Raw genomic sequence first — 6,276 nt, 5'->3', positions numbered from 1 at the left:
TTGTTAGGGTTTAGCATAGAACATGTACGCAAATAAGTACATATCGATATTTCCATAACAACCCACTTAGCTCAAAATGTGAACGCAAGCGAATAACCATAAAAAAGACAAGCCAATGCATTGGAATACGGGTTCATAAACACATATGGAAAATGGAGAAGCACATTATCGTGCCGTATAAAGAGAGAAGGAAATGAGATGAGTACATGCAACAAAGACCATCGCAGTGATCCGTATTTTACCCAGCTACCGGTGGATCAGGGCGATTTTGGTCGTCATAAATGTGCCGGATGTGCCTATGAAGCAGGGTATCAAAGAGGGATAAACAGATGTATGTCTATCGATATGGAAACTGACTTCCAGAATCTTTCCGAAAGCCAGGCAGATGCCGTCAGACATAAATCTCCGTATGTCGCATATGCCCAAGGCTACGCCAATGGGCTATTTGATTCATACTGATGCAATAAAAACTGCAAAATGGCGAATTATAAGTACAGCAACGAGTTACATCAGAACAACCATGTTGATTTTGATAAGGTTCATACTCCTAATACCGCGGCCCCGTACCCAGGTATTTATAAGTGCACAGGCTGTGGACGCGAGATAGCTATCGCAGGAGGACATAATTTGCCTCCACAGAACCACCACCAACACCAAAACCCATTGACATCAATCCAGTGGAAATTAGTGGTCTGCACGACTGACAAAAAATAATATCAAAGCCCTGCGGGGCTTTTTTTGTACCTACCGGTCACTCTGATTGAACATAACATCTGTTGTCAGCACCGCTAAAACGCGCTCAGGACGGTTTTCAGCCCTGAGCCACATAAAGCAACCTTATCGCCCCGAAAACCCGCCAGAAACGCGTACAGAGATGTTACGCGGTATGCATGGCTATGCACCGGACTGACTGGCGGACGATTTCGGCCTGAATTCAGGCCTGGAGACTTAAAACCTGCATCAACCCCAACCGAAAACGGTGAACGGGTGCGCAATTTATTGCGTGGACGTGAAGCGTTGGACAAGCGCAGCGAGTCAGAAATGACGTCATTTTGCGGAGTTCGTCCTATCCTGCATCGCAGCATCGGTGGCGGCATTTGCCAGCAGATTGCGAATCCTGCCTTTCGTATTCAGATTAAAAAATTCGTGCGCACGAAAATAAATCCTGGCGGGACAAGATGTGTTTCTGGAGTACCGCCAGAAGCGAAAAGAGAGCCAGCAGCAGGCTCAGGAGAAAACATAGTTTTCAGACGGACACAGAGAATTGCATGCAATCTCTAGCGGTCTGTCTATCCTGCATTGCTTCGGTATTGATTTTAGCGGGTTTCGGGGCGCAGCCCTGAACCAGTCACGAAGCGCTAGCGGAGTGTATACTGGCTTAATATGTTAGGACGAAGTGGGGATTCAGGGAAGTGCTTCCTGTGGCAGATGAAATATGCGTGTGCGGGACGTACGGAAAACTATGAACGGACAGATGATATGACGCCTCCTCGCTCATTCGCTCACTACGTTCGGTCATGAGACTGCGGCGGGCGTTACCTGCTCACGGATAACAGGATAAAGCAATGACGCTCAAATCAGGAAGGGCCGGAAAAAAGGATGCGGCGTTGCCGTTTTTCCATAGGCTCCGCCCCCCTGACAAGCATCACGAAATCTGACGCTCAAATCAGTGGCGGCGAAACCCGACAGGACTATAAAGATCCCAGGCGTTTCCGCCTGGTAGCTCCCTCGTGCGCTCTCCTGTTCCGACCCTGCCGCTTACCGGATACCTGTTCCGCCTTTTTCCCTTCGGGAAGCGTGGCGCTTTCTCATAGCTCACGCTGCTGGTATCTCGGCTCGGTGTAGGTCGTTCGCTCCAAGCTGGGCTGTATGCACGAACCCCCCGTTCAGCCCGACTGCTGCGCCCCTTCCGGTAACTATCGTCTTGAGTCCAACCCGGACGGACACGTAAAAACGCCACTGGCAGCAGCCATTGGTAACAGTCGATGTGCGAGAGAGATTTAGAGAGTACTTGAAGTGGTGGCCGAACTCCGGCTACACTGAAAGAACAGTTTTGGTGACTCGTCTCGCACAAGACAGTTACCCGGTTAAGCAGCCTGCAAGCTGACTTAACCTTCGATCAAACCGCCCTGCAAGGCGGTTTTTTCGTTTACAGAGCAAGAGATTACGCGCAGACGAAAAGGATCTCAAGAAGATCCTTTCAAAACTGCCAACTATCGCTATATGTCATTAGAAAATGCTGCTAATTCCTTTCCCCTACTCTCTGACATTCTCGCGACACATTCATTAATAGCTGTTTGGTGTGCTGGACTGTTACTCTCAATTTGGAAAGAATATAACTTACAATTAGAATCTCGGAATTTAATCCAGTCTCGCTGAGATTTCTTAACATTATCTACCAGCTCTTTCTTCAACACATCATCATTCACATATTCAGCATTTATTTTAGCTAGTAACTCTGAGTACTGCTTGTTTAAATAACTATCTGCGTCACTCTTTTTATTTTCGGAACACAAATAAACTTGATCGGAATTTTTTACATCAGTACAAACATCCGCACCATGTGAGAATGCCGAATAGAATAAAAAAGCAGCTACAGCACGTTTCATTCACTATCCTCCAAATAATTAGCCCTATGTCTTCCAGGTTCATACTGAGAAATCGAAGCACTGTTTCTTATATAGCTAATCAGTTCTTGCTTATTATTGTTTGAACCCGCTAGCATTGGCTTTGGTCCTTTCGTAAAACCCTGATAAACAAAGTCAACTAGTACTTCCTGAATCGTAGAGTCTAACTCTCCCCATGGTTTTGCGCCCGAGACACCATTAGTCCATTTGGCATAATTTGAAATAGCTCTATCAACATATTTCGGATAGATAATGGCAAAAAGTGACTTTTGCTGTTGCAATGTTATTTCGCCTACAGCACTCTTATTTGAAAGCACAAAATCACGCGCAGAATTTCCTTTTAACCCTGCACCTTTCGATATTTTAGCCGCTTGCTCACTAGGTATTCCTGATGCAACCATGTCACCATATACATTCGCTTCAGTACGATCTCCCATATCATAACCTCGACCAAGCGTGACTCCTGACAATTCATTTCCCGGCCAATGAATTACCCGGCTATAATAAATAGACGATGAAATATCATTTCCTTCAGCATTATAAGTCAATCTTCCTTCTAAAATTTTCTTTTGGGATCTAATAGCGTCAAGAAATACAATCGGATGCATATGCCACAGCGCTTCATTGCTACGGATCTCCGGCACATCCTTCATCCACACCAGTTTATTAATGAAATCGCGGTTATACAGCGCCATATCCGGGAATTTCTTCGCCTGTTCATCCAGTGCGGCCTGCCACAGGGCCGACATGCCATCTTTCAGCCATTCGCTGTGGTGTTTCACCACAAAGCGTTGTACCTGATACTGGATATGCGGCTGCGTGTTATGCAGAAATCGCCACAGTTCGCCGGCATCAATCACACCATCCTGGTTCAGATCCATCTGCTTCAGCAACTTCTGGTACTGTTCGGTGTAGCTTGAGGAATACATATCCCGCGTTTCACTCCGGGCCAACGCTTCCAGCTGCCCGTACACCTGGCGCAACCAGCTCTCTTTCGGCGTCTGGAAAATGCTTTGCGGCGCGTCCTCCTGCTCAAGTGGCATAAATCCCCGTTTTTCGAGGTCGAACTGGTTCGCTCTCTCCACATCAGCCGCCGCCATCCATGCCAGCTCACCGGGAATGTAATACCAGGTCTTCCCGTCAGCTTCCAACCGGCGGCACTCGTTTTCCGGGGTGTATCGCTCTGCAGTCGTGGGGGAAGGGTCTCCCCCCACGCCAGCCACCACAAACGAATTATCCTGCTCCCTGTGCATCCAGCGGGTTTTATCCGCCAGCGTGTGCAGCTCTGCCGCGCCGATCGTCACCCCGGCCTTGTTCGCCAGAAAATCCTTCATCCGGCCATCCTGGCTGAATACCTCCAGATGGCAGAAGTGTTGTGGCCCGCCAGACGGACGCTCATTCAGGCTCAGGTGACCGATAACCTCCCCGGCCTTCACCGCCGGCGCATTCTCGCCTGATACCGTAACAACCTGATTAAACACACCGTGCTGACGGGCTGCCTGCATCCACGCCGGCAGCACATCGCCCTGCCGCTTCACAAACTTATCCAGCCCGGAGATCCAGCCGGATTCACCGACGGATAATCCGCTTTTCGTGCCTTCCGGTACCGACACCACAGACACGAAGATAAACGGGGCTGGCCTGCCGTTCAGCAGAAATGAAGCCTCCTGCTGAATCTCCACCACGGCACCACGTGGCAGTGTGGTCTGCGTATCCTGCGGCACCTCATAGTGACGCAGCGCATCACGGGGGACATTGACCCCATCCCTCAGCCCACTGCGTATCCAGCCGGGAGTGGTGTTGTCCTGACGAATTTTCAGCGCGCTGGCTGTTACGGTAGCCATCGGTATGTCCGTAATGCCATATTCGGACAGCGGAGCTATCTGCATCCACAGCGTGTAGAAATCCAGTGCGTTATCAGGCTTATCTTTATCCGGGGTACAGGTGGACTTAATGAGGACGAAGGTGGAACTAAATTTCAGCGTCTTTTTTCCGTATGCTGCTGTCTGATAATCGTCATTCAGCCGCCAGGCCACCACCTGACCATCGGTCATGCATTTCAGGCCGTGGCTGTCCGGTTTAAAAACGGCATTGCCGGCAAAGCCGTCACAAAGATGAATACCACCGTGCCAGTGCTCCGCCTGCTTCATCAGCCAGTGAGTATCTCCCTCACTCCCCTGCATGGCCGCCATGAACTCCGTTGCCGAACGGTAGCCGTCAACCGGCAGTACCATTTTCATCCTGCTCTCCCTGAATTTATGATGGTTATTTACACATCATACACCGGATGAGACATAACCAAAATTTCCCATATGCCGTAATGTGTTACTCAATATCTGACTGTCCAAGGGACACATGATGAGATACAAAAAGCTGGCTACAACCGAAGAAAAACGGCTGGCAGATACCTTTGTCGCACAGGCGCTTTCTATCGGTTATGCTTTTATGATGAGACACTAACGGGACACTGTCACTTTTATGGCATGGCACACTGTTCAGGACACACTGAAATTGACCGGAAAATCGCGCTCGCAGTTATACCGCGATATGGCAAAAGGCCTTGTCAGTTACCGGACTGGGAAGGATGACCGTCGGGAGTTTGAGACCAGCGAGCTGATCCGGGTCTACGGCGAACTCAATACGAATGCGACACCACCACGGCACAGGAAGGGACAGTCAAAAAAAGGCGATATACTGGCGGAAAATTCGCAGCTCGCAGCGATTCAGAAGCAGCTGAACGATCTGCAGCAGACCGTCACTCTGATACTCGAGGATAAAACAGCCCGGGAAGCCGAACGCCGGCAGCTCGATGAGGAACGCGATCAGCTGCAGGCAGAAATCAGCCGACTGACGGACGCGCTGGCGCAGGAAAAGAAACGCGGGTTCTGGTCGCGGCTGTTCCGCTCCGGCTCAGAGTGACCGTGCCGGTCAGGCGGATTTACCATAACATCCGTTGTACGCCGCGCATGAAAAAGCCCGCATCAGGCGGGCTATATCGGCTTTTGCTATTTTTCACCATAGTGATAACGGGCTGCGTAGATGATGATTTCTCCGTTCTGGATTGAGTAGACCAGCCGGTGGCTCTGATCAATCCGGCGAGAATAGAGCGCCGGATCTTTGTGGTGCCGCAGCCGTTCAGGTTTTCCGATACCTGTCAGCGGATCAGCCTCGATGCTGTGCAACAGCTGCCGGATACGCTCAAACTTCTTTTTGTCAGTATCACGCCAGTAGTTAAGGTCATCAGCGCCGTTCTTGGTGAACTTAATATTCCACTTCGACAAATTCGCCGCGCTCCGCCTGTTTCATTGACTCATTGATATGCGCGGCGTTCGCCGGATTGCTGAACAGATAGACAGTTTCGATTAGCGCCTCATACTCTCCCGCATCGATCATAACAATATCAGGCGCGTCACGGCGCATGACACGTACGGGTTCAGCATCATCAGTGACGCGCTTCATCGTGTCGGCAAAATGTTTACGAGCATCAGTAAAATTGATTGCATGCATGTTGTTAACTCCCATTTGTTAGGGTTTAGCATAGAACATGTACGCAAATAAGTACATATCGATATTTCCATAACAACCCACTTAGCTCAAAATGTGAACGCAAGCGAATAACCATAAAAAAGACAAGCCAATGCATTGGAAT

6 protein-coding genes are annotated in these 6,276 nt (G+C 49.5%); 2 read left to right on the top strand and 4 right to left on the bottom strand.

Features of this window, described 5'->3' with window-relative positions; translation table 11 throughout:
• Nucleotides 1–198: 198 nt before the first annotated feature.
• Nucleotides 199–459, top strand: a complete 261-nt coding sequence (locus tag COO59_RS20195; protein WP_103061443.1) for a hypothetical protein — start codon at nucleotides 199–201, stop codon at nucleotides 457–459.
• Nucleotides 460–2,219: 1,760 nt separating this feature from the next.
• On the opposite strand, the gene COO59_RS20175 is transcribed toward COO59_RS20195, so the two are convergent.
• Together COO59_RS20175 and COO59_RS20170 are read right to left on the bottom strand one after the other, a co-directional pair.
• A complete protein-coding gene (locus tag COO59_RS20175; protein ID WP_103061440.1) occupies nucleotides 2,220–2,609 on the bottom strand; it encodes a lysozyme inhibitor LprI family protein in 390 nt (129 codons plus the stop codon).
• Nucleotides 2,606–4,867, bottom strand: a complete 2,262-nt coding sequence (locus COO59_RS20170; RefSeq protein WP_103061439.1) for a hypothetical protein — start codon at nucleotides 4,865–4,867, stop codon at nucleotides 2,606–2,608. The genes COO59_RS20175 and COO59_RS20170 overlap by 4 nt, the downstream gene beginning before the upstream one ends.
• Nucleotides 4,868–5,105: 238 nt before the next feature.
• On the opposite strand from COO59_RS20170, the gene COO59_RS20165 reads away from it, so the two are divergent.
• Complete coding sequence (locus COO59_RS20165) at nucleotides 5,106–5,546, top strand: entry exclusion protein 1 (protein WP_103061438.1); 441 nt, start codon at nucleotides 5,106–5,108, stop codon at nucleotides 5,544–5,546.
• Between the two features lie 86 nt (nucleotides 5,547–5,632).
• On the opposite strand, the gene COO59_RS20160 is transcribed toward COO59_RS20165, so the two are convergent.
• Both COO59_RS20160 and COO59_RS20155 read right to left on the bottom strand, forming a co-directional pair.
• Entirely contained in the window at nucleotides 5,633–5,908 is a 276-nt protein-coding gene (locus tag COO59_RS20160; protein WP_103061437.1) for a Txe/YoeB family addiction module toxin, read from the bottom strand.
• Nucleotides 5,889–6,134: a type II toxin-antitoxin system Phd/YefM family antitoxin gene (locus COO59_RS20155; protein ID WP_103061436.1), complete on the bottom strand. Its 246-nt coding sequence runs from the start codon at nucleotides 6,132–6,134 to the stop codon at nucleotides 5,889–5,891. The genes COO59_RS20160 and COO59_RS20155 overlap by 20 nt, the downstream gene beginning before the upstream one ends.
• Nucleotides 6,135–6,276: the final 142 nt, after the last annotated feature.

Source organism: Mixta theicola, from assembly GCF_002895925.1.
Taxonomy (GTDB): Bacteria; Pseudomonadota; Gammaproteobacteria; order Enterobacterales; family Enterobacteriaceae; genus Mixta; species Mixta theicola.
This window is presented reverse-complemented; position numbering and strand designations above follow the sequence as displayed.

Coding starts and splice junctions, on each gene's coding strand:
- COO59_RS20155 (WP_103061436.1), bottom strand. CDS start 6,134: ATGCATGCAATCAATTTTACTGATGCTCGTAAACATTTTGCCGACACG.
- COO59_RS20165 (WP_103061438.1), top strand. CDS start 5,106: ATGGCATGGCACACTGTTCAGGACACACTGAAATTGACCGGAAAATCG.
- COO59_RS20170 (WP_103061439.1), bottom strand. CDS start 4,867: ATGAAAATGGTACTGCCGGTTGACGGCTACCGTTCGGCAACGGAGTTC.
- COO59_RS20195 (WP_103061443.1), top strand. CDS start 199: ATGAGTACATGCAACAAAGACCATCGCAGTGATCCGTATTTTACCCAG.
- COO59_RS20175 (WP_103061440.1), bottom strand. CDS start 2,609: ATGAAACGTGCTGTAGCTGCTTTTTTATTCTATTCGGCATTCTCACAT.